A 26719-nucleotide genomic window follows, 5' to 3' on the forward strand; every position below is an offset into this window, starting at 1 on the left:
CAAGGCGACGCACTTACTACTCCACTGGTTTACTCAACCAAATTTCCTGAATTATCCGGCCTGTGACTTTGCATCACAGGGCCACATTGATACCCAGATAGTAAGCTCGGCCAACCGGGCTGACCGGATAACTACGCTCAGTGGCGAAGGGCTTTTCATCGGTCAGGTTGCTGACACCGCCATAGATCCGTACGGTAGAGCTGTAGTCCCAGTTGCCTGACAAGTTGTGAGAAAAGAACTCATCCGTAAAGATGCCAGGACCATAGTTCTGAACTGCGGTTTCGATGGGACCGGTCAGCGCCATTTCACTCAGGTACTGGGATCGCAGAGAAACACTGAACGGACCGGTGGCAACACTGAAGTTCAATTGCCCTGCCCACTCTGGACGATTCATTTCCATCAGATCATCGTCGACCACCGCTTCTTCACCCGGGTTTGACGGTTCAATGAACTCCAGTTCAAGCTGCTTCGTTACTGCGCCACCCAGACCTATCTGATAATCGCCGATATTAAAACCGTAGTTAACATTGAGGTCGACACCCGTTGCCTTGGCTTCACCGAAGTTAAGCTGTACCTGACGCAGGAAAGTAAAACCGCCTGACTGCGCGGACGTTGGTTCGCGGTTACGATCCAGCAGTTCACAGAACGGGTTGTCCAGTGAAGGTGAGTCGTAACAACTGGTGGCAATGTTCTGCGCCGATATTTCCGAGATGGCGTCTTCGATCACGATATCCCAGTAATCCAGGCTGACTGTCAACCCTTCGATGAAACGCGGCTGCACAACAACACCAAAGGTCTTGGTAATTGCCTCTTCCGGCTCAAGGTCGGGGTTACCACCAATAACACCTGGGAAACCAGCTGATAGCGGATCCACAAATATGTAGTTGCCGCTGGCGTCAAAGATATTCTCGTTCGGGACATTTTTTGACTGAAGGTCTGCAACACAGTTGTTCTGACGCGTTGTTGGATTTGGAGCGCTGCTCAGCTGCGAAACATCACAAGGGTCATTCGGGCGGAAGTTTTGACCCTGCTCCGGGGAAAACAGTTCGAACAGGTTTGGCACTCGAACCGCTTTACTGTAATTGGCGCGGAAACGAATATCCTGAACCGGCGCCCAAAGACCACCCACTTTAAAGGTATCACTTTCACCGAAGGTTGAATAATCCGCCCGACGGAAAGCACCGTCCAATGTCAGCGTTTCGATCAGGGGCAGGTTACTGAGCAATGGGATTTCAAACTCACCAAAGATGTCCCACACGTCGTAGCTCGCGCTGGTGCTCAATGCGCGGTTGCCGGGCGAACCACCAAGACTCTGGGCATTGCTTACGTCACCGATCCAGTCGCCCGCCTCAAACGCAACGCCATCAACAGTCACACCACTGACCGGCAGGACGCCCTGGTCATAGCTGTCATACTCTTGTGCACTGGTCTCTTCACGCCACTCACCGCCAAAAGCAAAGGAAACCGGGCCGGCAGGCAAGGTAAAGAACTCACTGCTATTACCGCTGACAAAGCCGCTGATAACAGATTGCTCAATTTCTTCCTTAACGGTGCGTGTGTAAGTGAAGAAGTCGATGGACTCCTGACTGATTGATCCCTTACCACCAAAAAGGTTGGCGGGCTGGCACTGACCATCACCTGGCTGGAAGCTGAAGAATGATGATAATGCACCACCGCCCAGATAGGCAGGGAAGTTGAACGGGGTCGTTCTCGGGTAGGCCGTTGCGCTAAGATCGGAACGACATACAGGCTGGCCAGTCGCCGGATCGGTGGTGACGTCAATTGCCGCAAAAAAACGATCGGTAATCGGCGTGAACGGTGATTTGTAATGACGATTGAATTTACCGTAGTTGGCTGCCACTTCGTAGTCCAGGCCCCATTGATCAAGGCTGCCACGCAAACCGCCAACGAAACGAACGGTGGTGCGACGGTTGACGGATTCGTTGTCACCCCAGTCATCAGAGTCGCGGTTGATGTACAAACCGCCAGGACCGACAAAACCTACACCAGGATTATTGGCAAACGAGGCCAACTGACTTGGCAGGAAGGGGTTATCAGGTGCAGCATACAACAGGTCGGTAGCCTGATTGCCGCCGCCACCAAACACTACTTCGTGATACACATACTTGGTTTCCGCAAACAACTCCATTGTCGGCGACAGCTCATAACGACCATTGAGGTTGATCGAGTATTTGTCGTCTTGCGGTATGACAAATGGCCGGTTCGGAGCAATATAGCTTTGCGCCGCACCAAACTGGTTGAAGTTACCCGTGACCAGACCGTCCTCATAAGAAACCAGCTCCCCAGCTTCATTTATGACCCAGCAGCCACCAACTGCGCCGTACGATCCTGCGCCATCCAGACTGGAATTGTAACCGGTAAAGCTGTCCAGACAGTCGGAGGTGCCATTACCATTAAGGTCAGGCTCCTGCCCCAACGGTACCGAGGTACCAAAGTCGCCCAGCGCGACAACGCCGTAGGGTGAGGTAATGTTAAAAGTTCTGCCGGGCAAAAGCGCGCGTGGACTTGACGTTGAGGGTCGGTCAAACAATGCCTGCTCTGCGGCGGTCAGCGTAGGTGCGGTACCGAATTCGTTCTGATAATTGCTGGCAAAGGTAGCGGCACTTGGAATTCGCAGGCCGTAGGGAAACAGGCCGGTGTTGTTGAAATTGTAATATTGCGCAAGGTTAGGCGTGTTAGCCGCGGTAATATCGCCCTGCTGGAAGCGAAACGCCGGGTTTACATCACCTGTGGCCCGTCCGTCATTGGCAAGAAAACTACGATCTCCCGCTCGCAGACCATCGCTGGAGTCATGCTGTAACGACACGGTAAAGTTACCGCGATTGTCATCAAAATTCTGACCAATCAATGCACGCAGGCTCAGCGTATTGGCATCGCCTTCACCCGATATACCCGTGCGAAAATCAATATCTACACCTTCGTAATCGTCGCGCAACACAAAATTGACAACACCCGTGACCGCATCAGCACCATAAACTGCCGAAGCACCACCAGTGAGCACTTCAACACGTTCGATCAATGCCGAAGGAATGGTTGAGACATCCACTGAGGATGTACCTTCAATCCCAGAGACGTGGCGGCGGCCATTGACCAGTGTCAGCGTTCGCTGCGAACCCAGGGAGCGCAAATTCAAAGCACTGCCACCAACGTTGCTGGAGCGGGTGCTGTTGGCAGCAGTACCACCGATTGAGTTTGTGCTGGTAACCGATGACAGCAACGCCGGGTTCTCGTTCAGTATCTCACCAATATCCACGGTGGCCGAACTGGACAGGTCTTCTGCGCTAATAACAGACAATGGCTGTGTGGAGGTCGCATTGTCTACGCGCTGGATGCGGCTGCCGGTGACAACCAGCTCTTCGATAACAGGTGTGTCCGATTGTTGTGCGTAGGTAAACGGTGTTGAGGCAACGCCCGCCAACATGGCGATCGCAACAGTGAGACGACGTCGTGCAAAGGAATTGTGTGGCTTCGTGTTCATTAGGTGTCATACCCCCCGGTATCTCTAGCAGTTGACCGCCAGTATCTGGCTCAAGTGTTGTTGTGTCTTATGTGCCTGCCAGTTCAATGAATGCAACTGGCCAGGGCTAACACCGAGGGGAGAGCAATATGTGTGCCACTAAAATTTTGTTAATATTTTTCAGTAATTTAAAATATTTGATCTAAAAACATAACCGGAGAACGATTCATTTCGGGGCAAAAAATGGCAGCCAGATCACATTATTGTGCACAATAATTTACTTTTTATTGTTTAAAACTAGTCACTTACAGGCACAAAAATACCGATAAGTAAAAAACAAAGCTACCCAAATAGTTTAAATTTACCGCACAAAACAACTCAGAAGAATACGCTGGAGTACTTATAAAAAGGCACACATACGCAGTTACGCGCAGCACCAACATCGAGTGCGTGTTTTAGCCTAGAGAAAGAAAGCAACTACGTCGAACAACGTAGATCGTTCAGAGCTGGAGTACAAAGAATAACAGAATGGAAAGCCTACGGCAGGGATAGAGAGGGAAATATCCGGGGCAACCAGGCGGTCGCCCCGGACTCAATTCAGGAACTTCCTACAGTGAGGAATCCTGGAATTCAACATGCACTTCTACCTGGATATCGTCACCGACACCAAATGAAACCATGTTATCCAGACCAAAATCAGATCGCTGGAACTCGGCAGTTGCGGAGAAGCCCAGCGTGTAACGTCGCGTCAGGAAATTACGCCCACCGCCGTTAAAGTTAACCGTCATGGTCATAGGTCCGGTAGTCCCCAGAAGCGTCAGGTCACCTTCAAAAACAAAGGTATCCTCATCAATGGCTTCAACAAAAGACGTTGTTCTGAAGACTGCTTGCGGGAAATTCTCCACATCAAACCAGTCAGAGCCGCGGAGATCTTCCGCGAATGCCTCGTTATTGACATCCAGGGACGCTGTTTCAATGATCACTTCCAGACTGGAATTCTCAACATTTTCAGAATCGAAATCGAGTGTGGCGTCAAAATCATCAAAGCGACCGATGTAGCGGGAGAATCCCAGATGGTCCACTTTCCAGATCAAGGTGGCGTGCTCCTTGTCCAGCGTGAACTGACCACCTCTGAGTTCGGCGACACTGGTCTCAAAATCCGGCGTGATCAATCGATCACAGGACACCAGAACCGCAGAACCGGCCAACACCAGCAAGAACTGGCGGTATTTATTAAACATATTTGCGAGCATGGAAATTTCCTTGGTGTTGACCCCTGTTATTGCAACATATCCGCGTAAACATCGACTTCAATCACGATGTCATTCGGAATGGCCGAGGTATTGGCAAAATAACCCTGACCAACACCGTAATCCAGGCGCTGCACAGTCACTTCGCTGGTCAGATTAAAACGCATGCCATCAATATCCAGGTCAAACGGGAAGTCGATGGGATGAGTCTGGTCACGAATCGTCAGCATACCTTTGGCAGTGAACGAGTCAACGCCAGTCACTTCGCACTGATCAGCGACAAAGGTGGCCGTTGGAAACTGGTCTACGTCAAACAGTTCGATGTCGAACATGTAGCTCTTGGTTTCCTCGTCGCCTACGTACAGATCCTCAATCGGGATGGTAACGTCAATCTTGCACTCAGAAGGGCTCAGTGGATCGATTTCAAACGTCGCCTGTACATTGCGGAATTCGCCCTGGTACGGGGTGTCCGAGTACGAATATTTGAAGATCACTGTTGAGTCTTCGGGGTCGATTTCCCATGTCGCTGCCTGGGCCGATACAGAGGCAGCCAGCAGCAGCGGCGCAAGCGCCGCCTGAGTGAATTTATTACGTTTCATTACTTCTACTCCTTGGTATCACAATTTCGTTATAGCACTTTACGGAAGCGTATAAATAACCAGTTCGGATGGATTGCCTCGTTCACTGACAACCATGCCAAGGTATTGCTTGCCTTCATGCGCGTAGGTAAATGGCTGACCGGTCTGAGTGCCAGGCATCTCGATTTCGGCAACAATCTCGCCAGTTTGCTTGTCATGTGCGCGCAGTGTCGGACCACCACCAGTGCCTTCACCCGAGAACAGCAGGGTTTTTGTCAGCAACAGGCCCGAGCGGGTTTCAACGCCCGTCCGGGGAATGTCGACACCTTCCAGTGCAGCATTGTTAGCGATAGATGCGGGTGTATCCGCGTTCGCAATCATCCACTCGTGTTCGCCTTCAACCATATCGATGCCGGTAATGCGGCCATACGGTGGCTTGGCAATCGGCAGGCCCATGGCTCGCGGCACCCGCACACCCAGTGCCATGCTGAAGTCGATATCCGAATTTTGGTCTTTGTCCACCGACAGAACGGTCGCCACTGTCCTGGAAGGCACATACAACATGCCGGTTTCAGGGTCCATTGCCGCCCCTTCCCAGTTCGCACCACCGGTCGCAGATGGCAGGCTCAGCGTGCCCTGAGTGCCATCGGCTGCATCTTTCACAGACGGTGGAGAATACAGGTTTGTGCCCAGACGGAAGGGTTTGATGGCTTCCAGCGCAGCCGCGTAGATTTCCGGTGTGAAATCCACCAGATCATCCTCGGTAATGCCCTGACGATCAAAGCCGGCCGGTTTGGTCGGGAAAGGCTGAGTTGGCGCGTACCACTCGCCCGGCACATCGCCGGCTGGTACAGGCAGTTCTTCGATTGGCCAGATGGGCTCACCGGTGGCGCGGTCATAGGTATACACGAATGACTGTTTGGTCACCTGCATGACGATCTCACGACCGTTGGGCAGATCGGCCAGGATTGGCGCAGCGGGGTTGTCCCAGTCCCAGATATCATGATGAATCATTTGTTGGTGCCACTGGCGCTCACCGGTGGCAATATCCACCGCCACCAGACTGCTGGAGAACAGGTTGTCGCCTGGACGGTCACCGCCATAACGGTCGCCGGTTGCGGCTTCCACGGGCAGATACACCATGCCCAGATCAGGATCACCTGACATCGGCGCCCAGACACCGGTGTTACCGGTATAATCGGCACTGTTTTCCAACCATGTGTCATACCCGAATTCGCCCGGACGCGGAATCGTGTGGAATGTCCACAGATGCTCGCCAGTGCTGGCGCTGTACGCCCGCACATCACCCTTGACGTTGGCCATTGACGGCGGACGCATGGACACGGCCATGGCCGGACCCACAACAATGACATCGTTCATGACAAAGGGCGGCATGGATGAACCGATATCAATGTCCTCACGGCCTTCGCCCAGACGCAGGCCTTCCTGCATGTCGATAACGCCATTGTTACCAAATTCGGGATCGGGCAGACCGGTATCTGCATCCAGAGACACCAGGAAGAAACCCGGTGTAATAGTCAGTACACGACGCTTGTCACCATCACGCCAGAACGCCACGCCACGGCCAGAACCTTTACGGGGCGCGGCATCGAAACGCTCACCTTCCTGCGCACGCCATTGCCACAGCAATTGCCCGGTTACGGCGTCCAGGGCCACGATGTCACGCTGCGCGCCAATGGTGGTATACAACACGCCATCAACTTCCAGCGGTGTAAAGGTGGCATTGAATTCGGGCTGAGAGCCGAACAGACCTGTGGGCAGACGCCAGGCAATCTCCAGGGAGTTGACGTTGTCGGCGTTGATCTGGTCCAGTGGCGAATAGCGCTGAGCGGCCATATTACCGTTGTAATCAGGCCAGTCTCCAGCAGAAACGTCTGTGCCGGACTGGCTCCAGACCGCAGTTGAACAGACCAGCGAACTGACGCCCAGCGCCAGCGCCGATATCACACGCTTAGTTCTAATCATTCGTAACTCCCTGAATTCAGGCTATTTTCTTTTTATGAATCGCTTGACTCGATGCCGCACAACGACCACGGAGAAAACCGAAAGTCGTCATCTCAGGCAGCAACGCAGCCACATTTAGGTACACGCAAGAATAAGGCATCCATGCATGCTAAGCAAGCTGGGCGGTCCTTTTGCAATAGTGAGACAAGCCCGGAAATGCTCAGGTTGCGGCTATGACAGCAAAACCTCTAGATACGCGTCACAGGCTTGAGAGAGATTGCCGAGCTTGCCTCGAGCGCCCCCTTTTGTGACAAAGATCACATTTTTGTCACTACTCTGCTCTTCTATTATAGAGATCATGGATTTGTGTTTGGCCAGGATTGAACTTTGACATACTGTCATGTAATTATCAGATTTTGCATATGGAGCCGCTGAGCGGATTTAGTTTATGCATTCCAGTTTCCATGAAGAGTTAGCCGTACTCAGTGAGGAGTATCAACGACACCTGGCTGACTATCGTTTAAACCTTGAGCAATGCTGGCAAGAGCTACAAAACTCTCCGACGTCCGCAACGTTGAAGGAAATCTCCAGTATCGCCCATCGATTGGCTGGATCGGGCAAGGCATACGGATTCGACTCGCTGTCACACGTCGCCAAGGGCCTGGAAATGGCCTGTAATTCTGCTGCCACCAAACCGGCCCCGGAGTTCAGCCACACCCTGGATCAACACGTGGTCGATCTGCTTGACTGCCTTCGCACCAACACGTCACATGCACATGGCAACGAATCCACTCCAGTTTCTCATCATCACCAAGTGTCGGCCGGCGATGATGCTGCAACCATACTGATTTTTGACGACGACACTGATTTCTGCAAAATGCTTAGTCACCTGTTGCGAAGCACCGGGTATACCGTGCATGGAATTGACACCCTGGACGCCTTTGTTAGCTGCATCGAGCGTTACCGCCCCGGAGCGGTTATCGTCGATATGGATTTTTTTGGCAAGCGCTTCGCCGGTGCCAATAAGGTGCTTGAATGGCGTCAACGCAACGGTGAACCCATTCCGGTGATTTTTGTTTCCGGCTACGATTCGTTCGAGTTGCGTCTCGCCGCTGTCCGGGCCGGTGGTAATTTCTTCCTCAGCAAGCCCCTGGACGAAGACCGGCTGCTGCATTTACTGGATTCAGAGCTCAATCTGGGCCCAAAGAACCCCTGCCGCGTATTGCTTGTAGATGATGATACTGACCTGCTAAGGCTGTACAAGTCGACACTGACTCAGGCGGGCTTTGCCGTTCAAACCGCCTCAGGGGCCACCTCCGCCCTCTTCCTGTTGAATCAGGAGCTGCCTAACCTGGTATTGATAGACGTCCACATGCCTCACTGTAACGGCATTGAGTTGGGGCAATTGATCCGTCAGCATGAAAAGTTCAGCCACGTCCCCTTGCTGTTTATGTCTGCCGCCAATGATATTGACACCCAGCTGGCATGTGCCAGATTGACCAGCGATGAATATGTGTCCAAACCCATCGAACCCTGGCGCCTGGTCATGCTTGTCAAATCCCGTTCGAGTCGTCAACGCTCACCTGGCTCAGTCGCTTCCTCACATGGTGGCATCGAACAACAGCGGGATCCACTCACCGCCCTGCACTCTCTGGGCTCCTTTCGTGCACGAGTGCAGAGCCGCCTTGACAGTCTGCAATCGCACCAGACATTCGCCGTGTTGAAGCTGGACGTCAGGGATTTCCATACCGTGAACAATGTTTATGGACGCATCACTGGCGATCAGGTGTTACAACGATTGGCATGGGAATTGTCACAGTGTCTTGACGATGACGGTATTCTGGGCCGCGAAAGCGGCGACGAATTTCTGATCATGACCGGCACGGGGGCGACAGCTACCTCAGTGACACAATTGGCAGAATCACTCGCAGCCACCACCAGAAAACCGATGCAATTTGATGACCAGCGTACGATTGTCCTGTCATCAGATATTGGCATCGCCATGACAACGCTGGATACAAAAATTGCTGATGATTTGATACGCCATGCGGACAGCGCCTTGTTTGTTGCACGACGATCAAGCGCACCAACCGTGAAATACTTTGATGCCTCGCTGGAGGATCATCAGCGGGATCGTTTCAACCTCGCACAGGAAGTCAGGCACGCCTTACAGCAAAATCAATTCACCGCTGCCTACCAGGCGGTTTTTTCGTTCAAGGATGGTTCGCTGATCGGTTTTGAGGCGCTGGCTCGCTGGCAACACCCCAGTAGGGGATTGATTGGACCAGGCGCCTTCATGCAGGTTATGGAGGAACAGGGGTTCATATCAGAGTTAACTTTGCTGATGCTGGAGACTGCTCTGAAACAGCTCGCACATTGGCGAAAAACGCATAGCAATCTGTTTATGTCCATCAACCTGTCTGCCCTGGACATTCAAAAACCGGATTTTATCGACGCGCTGAAAAATCTGCTTAATATTTATCAGTTAACACCGGACAGCGTTGTACTTGAAATCACAGAAACCGCGTTATTGGCAGATTGGCAGACTGCCATTCAGACAATAGACATATTACGGGCAATGGGCGTAAAACTGGCTCTTGATGACTTTGGCACCGGTTACAGCTCATTGAGTTACCTCAACAGAATTAGACCGTCAACATTAAAAATTGACAAAAGCTTTGTGTCCGAGTGGTCCGAATCGCATGACGAAAGCCTGTTACGCACAATGGTCCATCTTGGGCACGACATGGACATGAATGTCGTCGCGGAAGGCATTGAAACTGTTGAGGAGCTCAATTTCCTGAAAGACATCAACTGCAATTGCTATCAGGGATTCCTGCGCGCCAGACCCATGTTTAAAGACGATGTTGCCTTGGCCGACTGGTTCAGCGCGAGCAAGCCTTAGGCACTTGAACCGCCTCACATACCAACACACTGGATTTTATTGCCGTATGTGACACAATCCAGAGATCCCCAGGCAGGCTGGCGCGTGAGGCATTAATGAAATCACCGGAAATACCCAACAATGAATCAACACGCCTGAATGCCCTGCAGTCAACCGGCTTGTTGTTCAGTGAAAAAGAGGAGCGTTTTGACCGTATTACGCGGATCGCTCAGCGCATGTTTGACGTCGATATCGCCCTGTTGTCTTTGGTTGCCGACGATATTCAGTGGTTTAAATCCCGCCAGGGCCTGGATGCCACCCAAACTGATCGAAATATTTCGTTCTGCGGCCATACGATATTGCAGGATGATATTTTTGTTATCCCAGACGCTTCCCGCGATGCCCGCTTTGCAGACAACCCGCTGGTTACCGATGCCCCGAATATACGATTCTACGCGGGCGCTCCGGTCCGGGTTGATGGCAGCAAAATCGGCACACTCTGCCTGATACACCCGGAAGCCAAAACCCTGTCCAGCGAGTCCCTGCAGATGCTGCGCGATCTCGCCGACCTTGTAGAGCTGGAGCTGCGCCAGATCAAAATCAAACAACAACTGCAACGAGCGGAACTGGCAGAGCAGCGACTGGCGTCTGTCATTTACGGGACCAACACAGGCACCTGGGAGTGGAATGTCCAGGCCGGCAGCACCGTTATTAACGAACGCTGGGCAGATATTATTGGCTACACGGTTGAGGAACTGCTACCCACAAACATCGATACCTGGAAGAAGCTGACCCACCCGGACGACCTGGAAAAAACCTATCAGGCGCTATCGGCGCACTTCGAGGGCGACACCGAGTTCTATGACACGACCTACAGGATGCGTCACAAGCTGGGGCACTGGGTCTGGGTTCAGGATCGCGGCCGCCTGCTCAGTCGCAGCGCCGATGGACAACCGTTGGTGATATCAGGCACTCATACCGACGTCAGTGCTCAAATAAAATCGCAACAGGCTCTGCATACCAGCGAGGCGCGGCTGCGCGGTTTGTTTGAACTTTCACCGTTTGGTATTGCCCTGAATGATTACGACACCGGTGCCTTTATTGAATTAAACCCTGCCATGCTGGCGCCAACCGGCTATTCGCAGGAAGAGTTCACCCGCCTTAGTTATTGGCAGATTACGCCTGAGGAGTACGCGCCACAGGAAGAGGAACAGTTGCTCAGCATGCAGCAAACCGGTCGTTACGGCCCCTATGAAAAAGAATACATGCGCAAGGACGGCAGTCGCTACCCGGTGCTCCTTAACGGCATGGTTGTGCATGATGCCGACGGCAAGAAACTGATCTGGTCTATCATTGAAGACATCTCCGAACGCAAACGTATGGATCGTATGAAAAACGAATTTGTATCCACCGTAAGCCACGAATTACGAACACCGTTGACGGCCATTCGCGGTGCCTTGACGCTGATCAGTTCCGGCACACTTGGCGCCGTGCCAGAGCCAGCCGCAGAGATGGTGTCTGTCGCAGAAAGAAACAGCCAGCGCCTGCTAACACTGATAAACGACCTGCTTGATATGGAAAAACTGCTGGTAGGCAAGATGCCTTTTAACCTGCAATGGCAAGCGCTCATACCTCTGATCCGGAACACGTTAAAGCAGAACCAGCCTTATGCTGAGCCTTATCAGGTCAGTCTGAACTTTACCGACAATGGTCACGACGTGGATGTAATGGTCGACCCTGTCCGCTTCGAGCAAGTCATGGCAAACCTGCTGTCAAACGCGATCAAATTCTCACCCGCTGGAACCGAGGTTCTGATTTCACTGGAGGTGGCTGCCGAAAGTGTTTGCATAATTGTGTCAGACCAGGGCCCGGGCATACCCGATGAGTTTCGCACCCGAATCTTCCATAAGTTTTCCCAGGCCGACTCGTCAGACTCACGGCAACGCGGCGGCACGGGCCTGGGCCTGGCAATAACCCGGGAACTGGTCGAAAAGATGAACGGCCAGATTGATTTTCGCTCGGCACCTGGTTCAGGTACGCAGTTTATGGTGGAATTTCCGTCACGGCCCAGCAACGAACCCGGGGCATGACCCGAATGTCATTTACTGTATCCCGAGACAACTGGCGTTTTATGTTAATGGTTTTAGTCCTGTTCGCGGCACTTATGATACCGCTGGAACTGGGCCTCAGAACCTACCGGGATGCAGCCAACAGCGAGCTGGCGCAAGACATTCTGGAGCAGTCCAACCGCCTGCGTGCATTGCTGGAATCAGAGATAAATACCGCGGCTTTTCTGGCCACAGGGGTCGAGTCGTACATTGTCGCAAAAAACGGTGATATAGACCCTGAGGAGATCCAGCGAATCCTGGCACTGGTTTTCGAGCGGGGCCGACACTTTCGCAATATCGGTTTGGCGCCAGACAATCAAATCGAATGGGTGTTTCCGCTGACAGGCAACGAATCAGCCGTCGGCCTGCGTTATGCCGATCTGCCGGAACAATGGCCGGCTGTTGAACGAGCGATGACAACAGGTGAAGGCCAATTTAACGGACCTGTCGATCTGGTGCAGGGAGGCCGTGGCCTGCTCTATCGTGCACCGATTATGATCGATGGCGCTTATTGGGGTCTGCTAAGTACCGTCATTGATGCCGACAGCCTGCTGGGACTGATGGACTCTGTCTCGGGCGAACTGTCAGGATTGCTGGCACTGCGGCACGCCGCTGCGGGCAGACCGGTCGGCCCGGTGTTTTACGGGCCACCCAGTCACTTTGAGAACCCACTCAACGTACTTTCCATCGGCGTCCCGGGTGGCGAATGGCAAATGGCTGTGCAGGCCCGGGACGAGTCCCTGGTTTACGGCGGACGTTATTACTTGCTCGGCGTGTTATTTGTCATGCTGCTCTCTGTTTTGCTGGGCCTGGCCCTGCGCCTGGTCTGGCAGCGTAATCTGGTGAACCGGTTGGATGTAGAAATCAAAGCCCGAACGGCTGATCTGCGTCAAAGCCATGATCTGCTTGACTCTGTATTGTCTGCAGCGCGCTCATTCGCAATAATTGCCACTGACACGAAGGGCATCATTACTCTATTTAATAAGGGTGCTGAACAAATGCTGGGGTATTCAGCGCACGACATGGTGGGCAAACGGCACCCGACTGCATTTCTGCTGGCCGATGAGCTAAATGAGCGCGAAGCCAGACTGGAGGAGGAGTTGGAGCGACCTTTGGTCGGCGACGAGGCACTGACACTGAAAGCACGGCAGGGCCTCGAAGAGATTATTAACCTGCATTACCGGCATCGCGACGGTCATCTGGTTCCTGTGCAGGCCGTGGTCAGCGCGATAACCAGCCAGGACGGAAGTGTTCAGGGTTATTTGGGCATTGCCGAGGATGTGTCGGAACGACGTCGCAATGAAACGCTCAAGAATCAGTTTATCTCAACGGTCAGTCACGAGTTAAGAACACCACTGACATCGATTGCGGGCGCTCTGGGGCTAATAAAATCCGGCACGCTTGGGGAGCTTTCGCAGCCAGCGCAAGAGATGGTATCTCTGGCACATAACAACAGCCAGCGGCTGGCCAGCCTGATCAACGATCTGCTCGATATTGAAAAAATAGCGGCTGGTAAATTGAGTTTCGACTCCCAGTGGGTCAGCGTGGCTGATCAGTTGAAACTGGCACAAGCGTCAATTGACAATTACTCTCGTGATCAACAGGTTATTATCCGGGAGAGTGAAGGTTGCTCTTTGGTTCAGATCAAAGTAGATCAGCAACGCTTCCAGCAGGTGATCGCCAACCTGCTGTCCAACGCCATCAAGTTTTCGCCATCCAATGGTCAGGTTTGGCTTTACGCAGAGCTGGTAAAGGATCAAGTACGAATCAGTGTCGAAGATCAGGGCGAGGGAATCTCTGAAGAATTCAGGGAGTCGATATTTCAGCGCTTTGCGCAAGCAGACTCATCAGACCAGCGCAACAAAGGCGGAACCGGTCTCGGGCTGGCCATAAGCAAAGAACTTGTCGAGAAAATGGGCGGCACAATCGATTTTAGCGCAAACGAGCCACGTGGAAGCATTTTTTGGGTTGAATTTCCGTGCCGCATGCCAACGTCGAACTTGTCCAAACCTGACACAGATACTCTGTCTGACCCTCGACTGCTGGTAATCGAAGATGACGTTGATGCCGCACACATGCTGAAAATCTTACTCGAAGAAGTGGGTTACCACGTGACCGTGGCGTCCACTGCATATCGAGCTTTGCAGTTATGTTCGGAGCAATCTTTTGCCGCCATCACGCTGGACCTTGGTCTTCCGGACATGGACGGCATCGACCTGCTTGCTGGCATACGCAAAATTGACGGACTACTGAGCGTACCCATCATTGTTGTTTCTGGTCGGGTGCAACAGGGAGAGCTCGAACTACTGGAGCACCAGCCCGAACTGGAAATCATCCCCAAACCGATCAATAGCGATCGATTGCTGCAGGTGCTCAGGCTCCATACCAATCCAGCCACTACTCAGGGCCGTATTCTGCATGTAGAGGACAGCCATGACCTTCATCGCGTAGTTCGTGAAGTTGCTGGTTCCGAGTTCCGGTTCCACCTTGCTACCAGCCTGAAAACGTCCAGGGAACTTTTGCAGACCCAGGCGTTTGACCTGGTTTTACTTGATCTTGGCATGCCGGATGGCAATGGTGCCGACCTGATAACAGATATACGCCAACTTCAACCACTGTGCGCCATCATGCTGCTCACCGGCCAGAATGTGGATTCGGAACTGAGGGCCCGGGTTGACGCGGCGCTAATGAAATCTGCGCTGAGTTTACCGGCGCTGCTCTCGCGCATCGAACTCTTAATACGAAAAGTCGATAATGAACATTGATAAACAGCACCCGGAGAATCATTAAGTGAACGAGTTGACCCGTGTCATGTATGTCGAGGACGAGCCCGATATTCGGGCCGTTGCCAAGCTAGCCCTGGAAGCGGTAGGTGGGTTGACCGTCAGCCTTTGTGAACGCGGTGACCGCGCCGTCGAGGAAGCTGAAGCGTTTTGTCCACAAATGATATTGCTGGATGTTATGATGCCAGGCATGGATGGCCCAAGTGTGTTGCAAGCGATACGACAGAGTACTCAGCTAAAAAATATACCTGTTGCGTTCATGACGGCAAAAGTACAGCCACATGAAATCGAGTACTTCAAAAGTCTGGGGGCGGTGGGTGTAATCGCCAAACCATTCGATCCAATGACACTGTCGCAGTTAGTGCGTGACTTATGGGAAAAAGCTGAGAAACCATTGTGAATTTGACCAGGCAATTGCAGGCAATTCAGATTCAATATCTGGAGAAACTGCCACAGACGCTGACACAAATCGAATCCCTGGCGCACCGGCTGCCAAAATCTGATCCGGGCGACGAGAATTGGCAACAACTCGGCCAATTGCTACACAAACTATCCGGGTCGGCGGGTACTTTCGGTTTGCCCGCGCTCAGTGCACAGGCAGCAAAATTGCATCGCCAGTTCGAGGCTGCTCTACTCGTGGATGGCGACAGCTACGCACGTGAGTGTCATTTATTCATATCCGAAATTGAAACACTCGACACATTTGCAGAACTTGATGGCATCCCTGCAAAACCCTCTGCAGACGCCCAGGACGAAGGCAGTAGCAACAACAACCGACCTCTGGTGTCGGAAGTCTGGCTGTTGGAAGATGACGCAGACTTAGGTTCAACGTTGATTTCGCATCTTCAGGCTTTCAATTTTTCGGCCCGGCTTTTTACGTCGTTTACGGATTTGATCCATACATTCGAAAGCGAGCAGCCTGAAGTGCTGATACTGGATGTATTACTGGGCGACGAAGGTCGTTCAACTGAATTACTGGAACAAAGTTCGATGCTGACCGGAGCGTCATCACGATTGATTTTTATCAGCGCCAAAGATGATTTTACTATTCGCCTGCAGGCTGCCAGCCTGGGCGCTGAAGCATTTTTTGTCAAACCACTGGACATACCCAGGCTCATTACACGACTGGAACAAGTGACTGCACGACTGCATGCCCCTCCTGAACGCGTCTTGATCATAGACGACGATGAACTGCTGGCACGTTACTATCAACAGCTCATGATCAACGCAAACATGCAAGTCGACATCTTGCATGAACCAGACCGCGTGATCGACTACTTGCTACAGAACAGCCCTGACATTATCCTCATGGACTTACAAATGCCTGACATTGAAGGGCAGACGCTTGCCGCCGTGATTCGTCAATATGACCAGTGGGTCGGCTTGCCCATCATTTACCTGTCAGCCGAGGATGATCCGGACCATCAAGCCACTGCGCTAAACCACGGGGCTGACGATTTCCTGGTAAAACCAGTGCCAGACCAGCATCTGATTTCCGCCGTCAAGCACAAAGTGTCACGCTCCCGGCAGTTGCTTGAGTTGATGACCAAAGACAGCCTTACCGGCCTGCTCAAGCATGCTGCGATAAAGGAATCGATACGGCGTGAGTGGGGAATTGCCAAACGCAAAAGCGAAATTTTCTGCGTTGCCATGCTGGATATTGATCATTTCAAGCAGGTTAATGACCGCTTTGGTCATGCGATTGGCGACGAAGTCATCGCATCTGTAGCGACATTGCTCCGCAAACGACTGCGGAACACCGATGTGCTTGGACGTTATGGAGGCGAAGAGTTTGTGGTTTTGATGAATAATTGTGATGCCGTTGAAGCCAAAAAAATTCTGGAGAATTTTCGGCAACGATTCCAGGAGCTGGTATTCACCTCTGAAGAGAAACAGTTTAGCGCCACAATTTCAATAGGTATTGCGGAATACCAGCCTGGCAGCGACATGGATGCGGATGCTTTATTGATCAACGCAGACAAGGCAATGTACACAGCCAAAGAGACTGGTCGAAACAGAGTCATCGTGTCCTAACCGCCTTACCTTATCCAACCGATCGCCAGTCTGTGTCAAGCAGCAGCTTTAATCATCATAAAGAAATAGCTAATAACGTCGCAGGTGACCATTACCTTGTGCCGCAAGGCCTGCGAACTGCTGAATTTCCTGCGCCAGCTCATGGTAATCTTTCAACCCGGTTTTCCACGTCTCCGGCACGTCACTGCTACCTGCCCCCAACAGCATGCCCAAAACCAGTCCCCGGTGCACACTGTCACCACCGGCCTCAGCGTTGGCCCGGAGTGTTTTGATCAGGTCACCGTCATGCTCGCAGCCAAGAGCCGCCATCAGCGGCAATGCCTGCTCTATGTAGCAGGCAGTTGCAAAATAGTCTGGGCTTTTTAGGGCAGCCGGTTCGCCCTGAAATGTCATGTGCAGACGCCATGTTTCGTCAGCCGGAATATTATCCGGACCGTCATTGTCCCGGTATATCTGGAACAGTTTCTGGCCCGATATCGCCGGGGCTGGCAGCTGTGCCAGCAAATACTGAAAGATGCTGCGCGGAGCACCCCCGTTCAATAACCGCAGTAACGCAGGTACCAAAAAACTGAGACCGCTGCTCACCATCTCCGAGCGGTGTGTCAACTGCTGATGAGACAGCGCCATGCCAGTGGCAAGGTAGCGGTTATCGGGATTCAGCATGGCTACGGCCAGAGGCCTGATCAAACCGCCGACGCTGTCGATGGACCATACCCGGCGCTGGTGTTCGGCACAGTTTTCCGGGGCTACGCCCTGGCTATAGTGCTCAAACCAGCGCCGCAGGTAAATTTCGGTATAGGGGTCCGGGTTGTCGCGCGGATGCGTCATGTACTCAACAAAGTCATCCAGAAAACCATCCTGGCTGTAACCATCGCGTTTGCTGACCGATCGCATCAGCACCCGCAACAGGCCCGCGCCCAGAGTCGACTCGCCGGCCTTAAGGCCATGGTGATAGTGCATGCGCTCGTCCACCGACGCGGTTGCATTGCCATGTTCGCCTTCCCGGTCGTCCAGATTAAAACCGAAGTCACTGTAGCTGGTGCGGTAGAATCGCGCGTGCTGGTGCAGAATGTCATAAGCGCGCCCGCTGGCTTCTGATTTCCTTATATCGGGCTGGTACTTCATACCCAGCATAAAGGCATCAGGGTGCGGATGCGGAGCCGGGTAATAACGGTCCACTCCGTCGGGGAAGTGCTCGCGAATATGTTCGGTTGCATAGTACCAGTGCACCGGCATGGCCAGTGCATCGCCAATGAATGCGCCCCACAGGGCATTTTCAATACGCTGGGCAATCGGGTCCTGCATCGCTCTGCTCCTTTTGCTGTTCATACCCTGGTTTTGGTACACCAGAATTTGATTGTCTACTTCAACGACTTTAGACTACAGATACGGGCAGCTCATGCAAATACCTGTCTCAGCTGATATCACCAACGACAGGTGGGCGCCTTGAGATACGTTCTAATGCGACACGTTCTGTGAAATTGCAAAGGAGTGAACGATATGCGACTTGAAAAAATCAAAACCCCTGGCCTGGCACACCTATCCTACTTTCTGAGCGCCGATGGTGAGGCCGCCGTCATTGATCCACGTCGGGACATCGAGGTCTACCTGGAGCTGGCCCGGGCCGAAGGCGCCATCATTACGCATGTTTTCGAGACCCACCGGAATGAAGACCTGATTTCGGGTGCGCCGCTTGTGAAACATGCCACCGGCGCCGAGGTTTGGCATGGACCAAACCCTGAACAGCCTATACGTTATGCAACGGAGACACATGATGGTCAGGTTTTCGAGATCGGAGGCGCAATGTTGCAAGTTCTGGAGACTCCTGGTCACACCGATGACAGTTTGTCTTTTGTACTCTATGACATGAATTTTGACAATGGCCCGATCGGTGTCTTTACAGGTGACGCACTGTTCGTTGGCGACGTCGGACGAACAGATTTCTATCCAGAGAGAAAAACAGAAGTTGCGGGCATGCTCTTCGACAGCCTCCAAAAATTGGTCGGGCTTGGCGACCAGTGCCTTATTTTCCCGGCCCATGGCGCCGGCTCGGTTTGCGGTTCCGGCATGGCTGATCGGGAGTTTTCGTCTATCGGCCATGAGAGAATAAACAATCCACGGTTACAAATCGCCGACAGAGACACGTTCATCAACGTAAAGCTGAATGAGCATCACTATATTCCACCTTATTTCGAGCAAATGGAACGTTGTAATATGTTAGGTACGGAGCCAGCGCCGCCTGCACCGCTACCGTGTTCTCCAGCTCTTTTACTCGATCCCGGCGAGCGTATTTGTCTGGATGTACGCGGCATATTCGACTTTGCAGGCGGTCATCGACGGGATGCACTTTGTATACCCGACGACATGCTTGCCGCTTTTGCTGGGTGGCTGCTGCCAGCGGAAAGATCGATTCTGCTTATTGCCAGAGACGACGGTCAGGCACTGGACGCTGCGACAACCCTTCATCGCATAGGCTTTGATCGTATTGATGGTTATTTCAGTGGAGTTATGCCGCTGGCAGTCAATAATGGCCCGCTTGAAACGCTTGAGTTTGCGCACACAAAAACGATTCGTTCACGACTCGACAACCCGCCGCAAGGATGGACCTTGCTGGATGTACGGGCCAAGGATGAATATGAGGGCGGGCATATCGAGGGTGCCCGCCATGCTTATGTGGGACAGCTCTCCGACACAATACCAGACATAGACCCAGGTAATCCCGTCACTGTCATGTGTGGAAGTGGCGCTCGCGCTACCATCGCCGCATCAGTACTCCGACGCCAGGGCTTTACCAACGTCGATGTCTATATTGGGTCGATGAAGGCATGGCGCTCTGCAGGACAATCGACGACGTGACCCTGGATCGAGGGAGCCAGATGCCGTAATACCGATTTTGAGAAAATAATCATGAATAAACTGCGATACTGGTGGCGTATTTTTCGTGACGCCGGGATACTCTGGATTGAGTGCAATGCCTTCAGCTATGCGGGATCACTCGCGTTCTATACTCTGTTCTCACTTGCTCCCACCATCATAATTGCCGTCACGGTCGCCAGCCTGGTCATGGGTGAGGCCTCCGCGCAGAGCCGGGTTGTCGAGGAATTCCAGGCTTTCATGGGCGATGACGCAGCAAGCCTGGTTGAGGAAGCGGTGGCCAATTCCCAGGTCGAATCCGGTGGTATCCTGCCCACAGTTGCCGGGATCGCGGCATTGATGGTGGGCGCTACAACTGTGTTTGCCCAAATGCAATATGCGCTTAACGACATCTGGAAGGTCAAACCCAAACCGTCCCGAAGCACATTGCTGATTTTTATCAGGAAACGCTTTTTCTCGCTGATGCTGGTGCTGGCACTGGGTTTCATTCTGCTGGTGTCTTTGATGCTGGGTGTCGCATTGCGGGCCACACTTGAGTTCACTGTCTCGGTGGTTCCCGCCGTGGAGCTGCTGTTAAATGGCGTAGAGGCTGTCGTCTCTTTAGCGGTGATAACACTGTTGTTCACTGCAATTTTCAAGGTTCTGCCTGATGTTGTTTTGGGCTGGAAGCAGGTGTTTATCGGCGCGCTGGTCACTGCACTGCTGTTTTCGCTGGGCCGCTACGCCATCGCCACCTATCTCGCCTATGAAGCGCCCGATTCCACTTATGGTGCCGCCGGCGCCGTGGTACTGATTTTGATGTGGGTGTTTTATTCGTCGCTTATCCTGCTATACGGGGCCGCTTTCACAAAAGTCCATCTTCTGGCCAGCGGCAAAGAGGTGCGTCCTCGTAGCACAGCCGTGCTGATCGACAGCGACGACGAGCAGACGTCAGACCCGGAAAACAATTAGGGCACTGGCAGTCTGGCTCAATGCTGATACTGTGTTCTTCATGGTTTCACGCTCGCGACGCGATTTACATTTTATTTACTGGCACTGAATTACAAGGAGTCTGTCATGACAAGGTCTCAATCGGTTTCACTCGCAGTTTTGTTGCTGTCTTTGCTGGTATCTGCCTGTGCTACTTCACCAACTGGTCGCTCGCAAATGCTGCTGGTTTCCGAAGGCCAGATGGCAGCCATGGGGGAAGAAGCGTTTAACCAGCTCAAGCAGGAGAATACCGTCAGCAGGGATCAGGCGCTGACGCGCCATGTCAATTGTGTGGCCGATGCCGTGCTAAGCCAGGTAAATACCGGTCAGAATTGGGAAGTGGTGCTGTTTGAAGACGATTCGGTCAATGCCTTCGCACTGCCCGGTGGCAAGATCGGCATTTTCAGCGGGCTGCTCAGGGCAGCCGAAAATCAGCACCAGCTTGCAACGGTGATCGGGCATGAGATTGCGCACGTCACCGCGCGGCACTCTGCCGCCCGACTCTCTAACCAACTGGCAACCCAGCTGGGCGTGTCGGTTCTCGCCCAGACCACCGGCATGGATCCGGGCCTGATTGGGACGGGCGCGCAGATTTTGCTGACCCTGCCCTACTCACGTGCTGATGAAACCGAAGCCGACCGGCTTGGCCTCGACTACATGGCTCAGGCGGGATTTGATCCCCGCGAAAGCGTCACTCTGTGGCGTAACATGGCGCGCGAGGCCGGAGAGCGACCACCAGCGTTTCTGTCCACTCACCCAACAACCCAAAGCCGCATTCGTGATCTGGACCAGCAGATGCCCGCTGCCGTTGCAACCTTCGACGCGGCCCGGGACCAGGGGCGGCGGCCTGATTGCCAGCGCTAACGCAACCTCCGGTTACTGTGTCGTGGCGGTTGATGTCGTATTCACAACTTTTGAAATCTCGTCCAATAGCACATCACAGTGTTTTGCAGGCGGCGCCGAACAAGCTTTTTCTCCATTTTGATACTCCCGGGCGAATGCAATGGAACAGCCCGATTATGTACCAAAAGGTATCAGGAAGAGATACTTCGGAATTTTACAGGGTATCGGTTATTGATCCTCCACACGTTTCCGCATAACCTGACACTCCTCTCGCAGGCAGAAGGATATGGCAATGGTACCGGTATTGGAGGTTGCAGGATTAAACAAGACCTACTCAAGTAAAGGCGAGACCGTCAAGGCTGTGAACAATATCAGCTTCAGCGTGAACCCGGGTGAGATCGTAGGTGTGCTCGGCCCCAACGGATCTGGCAAGACCACGACGCTGAAATCCATCTGCGGCCTGAATGCCATGGATACCGGTTTAATACGGGTGAACGGTGAGGACATTGAGCATCAGCAATGGGCAGCCATGTTGAGCACTGGCGCTGTTCTGGAGGGCGCACGGAATGTCTACTGGCGACTGACGCCGCAAGAGAACATCGTTTACTTCGCCGGGCTAAAAGGTGTGCCGCGCAACGAAGCGTGCCTGCGCGCGCAAGAGCTGATCGACAGGCTCTCTCTGAACAAATATTGCGACCAGCAGGTCAGAATGCTCTCCAAAGGCAATCAGCAGAAAGTCGCCATAGCCTGCGCTCTGGTTCACAGACCATCGCTGATCCTGCTTGATGAGCCGACTCTCGGGCTTGATGTAGACATGGTGCGCGACATGAAAGACTGGTTGCGGCAACTGGTAGACACCCGCCTAAGCGCAATGCTGGTTACGTCCCATGACATGGATTTTATCGAAGCCATCTGCGATCGCGTCATTATCCTGTATCAAGGCGAGGTCATATCACAGAACAGCGTAGAGGAATTACGCCGCCAGTTTTCTCCGCAAAAGACGTTTGATCTGCAAGTGCAGGGGCACCCTTCGGGTAGCGTCAAAGCGGATCTGGAAACCAGTCAGTGGAGCATAGAAGAAAACGCGACGTCATCGCGACTGACGCTGCGAACCGGTGATCTGGATACCCTGTCTCTGGCGCTGGCATCTCTGGAACAGTCAGGTCACAGGCTGATTGACATCAACGTCACCAGCGACGCACTGGAGGATATTTTTATCCACACGATCAAGCGTACGTCCAGCCCTGCAGCAGAATCAATCAGTCAAGCGAGCGCAGGAGGTGAGCAATGAAGACCGGCGGCATCTCTTTCTGGTGGCTGACCTTTAGCAACGAAGCGCGTTTTGCGCTGACAATGCTTCGACGCTATCTGTTTGACACGCTGGTTGGGTTGCTCGCAGTGTATTTACTGTTCATGGTTGTCTTCCTTGGCCTCAGGACTTTTTTAGCTGGCGACATGGCAGCCGACCAACTCGATATGGTAGTAGTGGGTTACATCATGTGGATGTTTGCGGTACTCGCCTACAGCGCCACTGCGGAGTCGATTATTGATGAAGCCAGACAGGGCACGCTGGAACAGCTTGTCATGGCACCGGCAGGACTTGGCAGGCTACTGATCGTGCGGATGCTGGTGAGTCTGATCGCGACCATTGCTTTCAACACAAGCCTGTTGTTCCTGGCCATGTTCAGCACCGGTCGCTGGCTGGAGATTCCTTATCTGCACAGTCTTGGCATCATTCTGCTGGGCTTGCCTGCGGTACACGGACTTGGCTTCGCCATAGCCGGCATCGCACTGGTCCACAAGCGCGTCGGCGCAGTATCCAGCATCATGCAGTTTGTCTTGCTCGCATTCGTCAGCCTTCCGGCTTGGCCAATGAACGCCCTGTCACTGCTTCCATTTACCGCAGCCGCCAATTCAGTTAATCAACTGGTGACCCAGCAAACCGAATTCCCTTTGTGGTGGTACGGGTTTATTCTCCTTAATGGACTTTTTTACCTGATGGCCGGCCTACTGGTATTCCGGTACTTTGAAGCCAGAGCAAAATCATTGAATGTGCTTGGGCATTATTGATTGCCTGCAGACCCGTTGAAAAACCAAATACAAAGGGGAGCTGAAAGGGAATATCAGGCAGATTCGAAGAATACGTCGTGCCTTGACACTCGCTTCTGTCAGTCAGAACCACGAGAATGCGATCGTTAACAACCTCATGTATTTCATAAATCTTGTCGTTCTTTACGATTTTTTTGTGTATACGCTGACTATCAATTCGGTGCACAGAAACCTTGAGACCGCCAGGCTTTGTTACCTCACAGTGGCATCGGTTGATGCCAGTGTCGCCACAGCTTCGTATATTCACCGACATACCGATATTTGCAACCCACAGCTCAATGATCAAATGACGCTTGAGCTACAGAATGCATACCATCCGCTATTGACAAGCTACGTACCCAACTCCTACCCCGCTGCCCAGACATCAGCCCTGATAACGGGGTCCAACATGGCGGGCAAAACCACGTTTATCAAAACCGTCGGCGTCAACTATATTCTGGCTCGTGCGCTTTGGCTGTGTCACGCCACCAGCGCACAGTTTCCTGCTCTCAACATCCACTCCTCAATAAAGACTGAAGACGGACTCGAAGAGGGGAAAAGCTTCTATTTCTCGGAACTGGAAAGACTAAAAGAGTTTGTTCGCTTAACCACTAAGGGCGAGCGCTGCATATTCCTGATCGACGAAATTTACCGCGGTACCAACACCGTCGAGAGGATCGCCGGTGCTGCAGCGGTTCTTCAGAACCTGGCTCAGAGTAATATTGTTATGGTAACGACTCACGACATTGAGCTAACCAGATTCCTGAGTAAACAGTATGGAATTTGGCATTTTGAAGAAACCGGCAACGTCACCGAACCATTCGACTACAAACTCAGACCGGGGATTTGTACCACACGAAACGCTATCAAATTGATGTCTAATATTGGATACCCGGAACACATTACTGAGTCCGCCAAGGCAGTTGCACGTGTTCTGGAGAGTGAAAGCTAGAAAGACCTGTAGACGGCCTGGGCGACTACATTTCCTGCACCTACTTCAGCTTCCTGTCTATTTCACTAATTTGCTGAGTATTCCGGCGAGAACTTTATCACCTTCAGCTTTCCTGGACTTGTACTGAGTCCAGTAACCCCCGATCACCAAAACGGCCCCTGAAAAAATGCCGGGTAGCAATATTGAATTGATATTTTGAATGCTGAAATTGGAAATAGTAAGGAAACACACGAACACGATCAGAAAACCACCAAGCCCAAATGAAATCCACGGACCCCAACTCGGCCACAGAAAAGGATCGCGTTTCTCATTTTTATTCAACAGGTTATCGACATATCGTCTTTCTTTGACAGAAAGCATCCTGCCCATCGCTTTTCCTCCAACATAGATTGCTGCACCTGATATTGCTGCATAATGAATTAAAAGTGTAGTATTTTCTGACTGTACGGTTTGTTCTACCGCTTGTCTGCAGTTGAAATGAAATAAATTAACCGACAAAGAAGTAAAACAGAATCACCGGTTCCTTATATCAAGTGGCAAACGCGCTCAGTTGGGGCCGCTTAGAGCCTCGAAGAGTTTGAGGTGATAGCCAACAAGCATTGATCTACTCAACCACGCATTAATTGCAGTCGAGCTCGCGGAGAAGCGTATGTTTAGATTAAAAACAACTGTAGCTGGGTTTTTAACACTCGTCCTGATGACACAGGCAAACGCGCAAACTGAGCCGGAGATGGTTCAGTTGCCGGCGGCGTGCATTGAAGTCGGATCCTTGCTGATGCAACATCATGCCAACCCGTTGCGAGAGACGTGTCTGGATTCTTTTTCAATCGGCCGGTACGAAGTCACTTTCCTGGAATATGATCAATTCACCGAGGACACCGGGCGTGCGAAGCGACACGATATTGGCTTCGGTCGCGAGGACAGACCCGTCATCGATGTGGACTGGTTTGAAGCAGCGGCCTACGCTGAGTGGCTTAGTGACAAAACCGGGAAACGATACCGTTTACCAACCGATGCGGAATGGGAGTACGCAGCCAGGGGGCACGCCGAAATTGGGTACCGTTTCAGTTGGGGCAGAGAACTGGAGGTAAACAGGGCCAATTGCCGTAACTGTGGCAGCCAGTGGAGTGGACAGATGACGTCACCTGTGGGCAGTTTCGACCCAAATGTATTCGGGCTCTATGACATGCATGGCAATGTGTGGGAGTGGACTTCAGACTGTTATCGAACGGATACTAACGACAACAATTGCGGCGGCGTGGTGCGAGGCGGATCATGGGATACCCAGACAGACCAATTGGTATTCTGGTTGCGCGCGTCATATCTTCGTGGGAAGTCGGCGCGTGATGTAGGGTTCCGGTTGGTGTTGGAGCATTGATACTGATTCGGCCACTTGCAACAGGGGTACACCGTGCCACAACGAAGCGAGTGCTCGAACTGGGGAGCTCTCGCTAACCAAAGTCCACAAACAAAAAAGGCCCGCATAAAGCGGACCTTTTGTTGTTTGGCGCACCCGGAGAGATTGATTCGCAATCCGCATTGGCGGATTACTCACCCCTTGCGGGGCGCCCTGACGGGCGTCCAAAACGCAGTGCGTTTTGTCGAACTGGGGAGTTCTCACTAACCAAAGTCCACAAACAAAAAAGGCCCGCATAAAGCGGACCTTTTGTTGTTTGGCGCACCCGGAGAGATTCGAACTCCCGACCAAGTGGTTCGAAGCCCCTATTGCAAGCGCTATATGATTGTTTTTATTAACTTTAATAGTGCGTCCGTTGCGTGATTTTGCACTATAAAGCACAACAATGCACAACCAAACCCGCAAAAGTCCCACAAGGACTTAGCGCAGAATACGGGGAAGAGGCACTAGCCCGAAAATATACTGAAAACCTTGTCTGTGGCCAAAGTGAGGCATA

The 26719-nt window shown here is 52.5% G+C and carries 18 protein-coding genes; 12 read left to right on the plus strand and 6 right to left on the minus strand.

The genetic code is table 11. The features are described from left to right. Positions 1-73: 73 nt before the first annotated feature. The 4 genes from PHACT_RS04245 to PHACT_RS04260 all read right to left on the minus strand — a co-directional run bounded on the left by PHACT_RS04245 (position 74) and on the right by PHACT_RS04260 (position 7292). Positions 74-3499 carry a TonB-dependent receptor domain-containing protein gene (locus tag PHACT_RS04245; protein WP_070116065.1) on the minus strand — a complete coding sequence of 1142 codons (3426 nt, stop codon included), beginning with the start codon at positions 3497-3499 and terminating at the stop codon, positions 74-76. A 587-nt stretch (positions 3500-4086) separates the two neighbouring features. Continuing rightward, a complete protein-coding gene (locus PHACT_RS04250; protein WP_083264337.1) occupies positions 4087-4731 on the minus strand; it encodes a YceI family protein in 645 nt (214 codons plus the stop codon). 26 nt (positions 4732-4757) lie between these two features. Next, positions 4758-5327 (minus strand): YceI family protein, encoded by a 570-nt coding sequence (locus tag PHACT_RS04255; protein ID WP_070116066.1) that lies wholly within the window; start codon positions 5325-5327, stop codon positions 4758-4760. Positions 5328-5366: 39 nt separating this feature from the next. Further along, positions 5367-7292, minus strand: coding sequence for a PQQ-binding-like beta-propeller repeat protein (locus PHACT_RS04260; RefSeq protein WP_070116067.1), 1926 nt, complete (start codon positions 7290-7292; stop codon positions 5367-5369). Between the two features lie 427 nt (positions 7293-7719). Here PHACT_RS04260 and PHACT_RS04265 point away from each other — a divergent pair, with 427 nt between their 5' ends. The 5 genes from PHACT_RS04265 to PHACT_RS04285 all read left to right on the plus strand — a co-directional run bounded on the left by PHACT_RS04265 (position 7720) and on the right by PHACT_RS04285 (position 17080). Continuing rightward, complete coding sequence (locus PHACT_RS04265; RefSeq protein WP_070116068.1) at positions 7720-10176, plus strand: EAL domain-containing protein; 2457 nt, start codon at positions 7720-7722, stop codon at positions 10174-10176. A gap of 95 nt (positions 10177-10271) precedes the next feature. Next, on the plus strand, positions 10272-12245 hold the full coding sequence (locus PHACT_RS16455) for a PAS domain S-box protein (RefSeq protein WP_070116069.1): 1974 nt from the start codon (positions 10272-10274) through the stop codon (positions 12243-12245). Positions 12246-12286: 41 nt separating this feature from the next. After that, on the plus strand, positions 12287-15028 hold the full coding sequence (locus PHACT_RS04275) for a response regulator (RefSeq protein WP_169819388.1): 2742 nt from the start codon (positions 12287-12289) through the stop codon (positions 15026-15028). Between the two features lie 25 nt (positions 15029-15053). Further along, complete coding sequence (locus PHACT_RS04280) at positions 15054-15446, plus strand: response regulator (RefSeq protein WP_070116071.1); 393 nt, start codon at positions 15054-15056, stop codon at positions 15444-15446. Further along, the gene (locus PHACT_RS04285) at positions 15443-17080 is read left to right on the plus strand and encodes a diguanylate cyclase (protein ID WP_083264338.1); all 1638 of its coding nucleotides are present in this window, start codon (positions 15443-15445) and stop codon (positions 17078-17080) included. The genes PHACT_RS04280 and PHACT_RS04285 overlap by 4 nt, the downstream gene beginning before the upstream one ends. Positions 17081-17149: 69 nt before the next feature. Here the strand turns inward: PHACT_RS04285 and PHACT_RS04290 are convergent, their stop codons facing one another. After that, positions 17150-18385 carry an ADP-ribosylglycohydrolase family protein gene (locus tag PHACT_RS04290; protein WP_070116073.1) on the minus strand — a complete coding sequence of 412 codons (1236 nt, stop codon included), beginning with the start codon at positions 18383-18385 and terminating at the stop codon, positions 17150-17152. Between the two features lie 195 nt (positions 18386-18580). Here PHACT_RS04290 and PHACT_RS04295 point away from each other — a divergent pair, with 195 nt between their 5' ends. The 6 genes from PHACT_RS04295 (at position 18581) to PHACT_RS16310 (ending at position 24806) form a co-directional block, all read left to right on the plus strand. Continuing rightward, a complete protein-coding gene (locus PHACT_RS04295) occupies positions 18581-19936 on the plus strand; it encodes an MBL fold metallo-hydrolase (RefSeq protein WP_070116074.1) in 1356 nt (451 codons plus the stop codon). Positions 19937-19987: 51 nt separating this feature from the next. Next, positions 19988-20905, plus strand: a complete 918-nt coding sequence (locus tag PHACT_RS04300; RefSeq protein ID WP_070116075.1) for a YihY/virulence factor BrkB family protein — start codon at positions 19988-19990, stop codon at positions 20903-20905. Between the two features lie 105 nt (positions 20906-21010). Beyond that, positions 21011-21787, plus strand: a complete 777-nt coding sequence (locus tag PHACT_RS04305; RefSeq protein ID WP_070116076.1) for a M48 family metallopeptidase — start codon at positions 21011-21013, stop codon at positions 21785-21787. Between the two features lie 265 nt (positions 21788-22052). After that, on the plus strand, positions 22053-23057 hold the full coding sequence (locus tag PHACT_RS04310; RefSeq protein ID WP_083264339.1) for an ABC transporter ATP-binding protein: 1005 nt from the start codon (positions 22053-22055) through the stop codon (positions 23055-23057). After that, positions 23054-23836, plus strand: coding sequence for an ABC transporter permease (locus tag PHACT_RS04315; RefSeq protein ID WP_070116078.1), 783 nt, complete (start codon positions 23054-23056; stop codon positions 23834-23836). The genes PHACT_RS04310 and PHACT_RS04315 overlap by 4 nt, the downstream gene beginning before the upstream one ends. Positions 23837-24161: 325 nt before the next feature. After that, on the plus strand, positions 24162-24806 hold the full coding sequence (locus PHACT_RS16310; protein ID WP_281201739.1) for a MutS-related protein: 645 nt from the start codon (positions 24162-24164) through the stop codon (positions 24804-24806). Positions 24807-24863: 57 nt separating this feature from the next. On the opposite strand, the gene PHACT_RS04325 is transcribed toward PHACT_RS16310, so the two are convergent. Further along, positions 24864-25304 (minus strand): hypothetical protein, encoded by a 441-nt coding sequence (locus PHACT_RS04325; protein ID WP_139141437.1) that lies wholly within the window; start codon positions 25302-25304, stop codon positions 24864-24866. Positions 25305-25536: 232 nt separating this feature from the next. On the opposite strand from PHACT_RS04325, the gene PHACT_RS04330 reads away from it, so the two are divergent. Beyond that, the gene (locus tag PHACT_RS04330) at positions 25537-26184 is read left to right on the plus strand and encodes a formylglycine-generating enzyme family protein (protein ID WP_169819390.1); all 648 of its coding nucleotides are present in this window, start codon (positions 25537-25539) and stop codon (positions 26182-26184) included. Positions 26185-26719: the final 535 nt, after the last annotated feature.

This window comes from Pseudohongiella acticola (genome assembly GCF_001758195.1).
Lineage (GTDB): Bacteria > Pseudomonadota > Gammaproteobacteria > Pseudomonadales > Pseudohongiellaceae > Pseudohongiella > Pseudohongiella acticola.

Bases quoted from the DNA above. Each gene is read 5' to 3' on its own strand.
- PHACT_RS04245 (WP_070116065.1), bottom strand. From the start codon at position 3,499: ATGAACACGAAGCCACACAATTCCTTTGCACGACGTCGTCTCACTGTT.
- PHACT_RS04250 (WP_083264337.1), bottom strand. From the start codon at position 4,731: ATGCTCGCAAATATGTTTAATAAATACCGCCAGTTCTTGCTGGTGTTG.
- PHACT_RS04255 (WP_070116066.1), bottom strand. From the start codon at position 5,327: ATGAAACGTAATAAATTCACTCAGGCGGCGCTTGCGCCGCTGCTGCTG.
- PHACT_RS04260 (WP_070116067.1), bottom strand. From the start codon at position 7,292: ATGATTAGAACTAAGCGTGTGATATCGGCGCTGGCGCTGGGCGTCAGT.
- PHACT_RS04265 (WP_070116068.1), top strand. From the start codon at position 7,720: ATGCATTCCAGTTTCCATGAAGAGTTAGCCGTACTCAGTGAGGAGTAT.
- PHACT_RS16455 (WP_070116069.1), top strand. From the start codon at position 10,272: ATGAAATCACCGGAAATACCCAACAATGAATCAACACGCCTGAATGCC.
- PHACT_RS04275 (WP_169819388.1), top strand. From the start codon at position 12,287: ATGTTAATGGTTTTAGTCCTGTTCGCGGCACTTATGATACCGCTGGAA.
- PHACT_RS04290 (WP_070116073.1), bottom strand. From the start codon at position 18,385: ATGCAGGACCCGATTGCCCAGCGTATTGAAAATGCCCTGTGGGGCGCA.
- PHACT_RS04295 (WP_070116074.1), top strand. From the start codon at position 18,581: ATGCGACTTGAAAAAATCAAAACCCCTGGCCTGGCACACCTATCCTAC.
- PHACT_RS04300 (WP_070116075.1), top strand. From the start codon at position 19,988: ATGAATAAACTGCGATACTGGTGGCGTATTTTTCGTGACGCCGGGATA.
- PHACT_RS04305 (WP_070116076.1), top strand. From the start codon at position 21,011: ATGACAAGGTCTCAATCGGTTTCACTCGCAGTTTTGTTGCTGTCTTTG.
- PHACT_RS04310 (WP_083264339.1), top strand. From the start codon at position 22,053: ATGGCAATGGTACCGGTATTGGAGGTTGCAGGATTAAACAAGACCTAC.
- PHACT_RS04315 (WP_070116078.1), top strand. From the start codon at position 23,054: ATGAAGACCGGCGGCATCTCTTTCTGGTGGCTGACCTTTAGCAACGAA.
- PHACT_RS16310 (WP_281201739.1), top strand. From the start codon at position 24,162: ATGACGCTTGAGCTACAGAATGCATACCATCCGCTATTGACAAGCTAC.
- PHACT_RS04330 (WP_169819390.1), top strand. From the start codon at position 25,537: ATGGTTCAGTTGCCGGCGGCGTGCATTGAAGTCGGATCCTTGCTGATG.